The sequence below is a fragment of the Streptomyces sp. URMC 126 genome, from assembly GCF_051386555.1.
Classification (GTDB): Bacteria; Actinomycetota; Actinomycetes; order Streptomycetales; family Streptomycetaceae; genus Streptomyces.
In genome coordinates this window covers 1-278 of sequence record NZ_JBPQTX010000814.1, presented here as the reverse complement: position 1 = coordinate 278, position 278 = coordinate 1, and the positions used below count along the sequence as shown (strand labels likewise).

The following is a 278-nucleotide window of genomic DNA, read 5'->3' as shown; positions in this document are numbered from 1 at the left end:
CTCGACGGGATCGAGTCGGTCGCCTCCTTCTTCGTCTCCCGCGTGGACGCCGAGATCGACAGGCGACTGGACGAAGCTGGCGCTGACCCCTCCCTCAAAGGCAAGGCCGCGCTGGCGAACGCACAGCTCGCCTACCAGGCATACGAAGAGGTCTTCTCCTCCGACCGGTGGCGCGCACTGGAGGCGCAGGGGGCCAAGCCGCAGCGCCCCCTGTGGGCATCGACCGGCGTGAAGAACCAGGACTACCCCGACACCCTCTACATCAGCGACCTCATCGC

Annotated in this window: 1 protein-coding gene; it reads left to right on the top strand. The window is 67.3% G+C overall.

The annotated features are described in order from the left end of the window. Nucleotides 1-278, top strand: a 278-nt coding sequence (locus ACSNOK_RS34040) for a transaldolase family protein (protein ID WP_436784603.1), incomplete at both ends; no start/stop codon positions are given.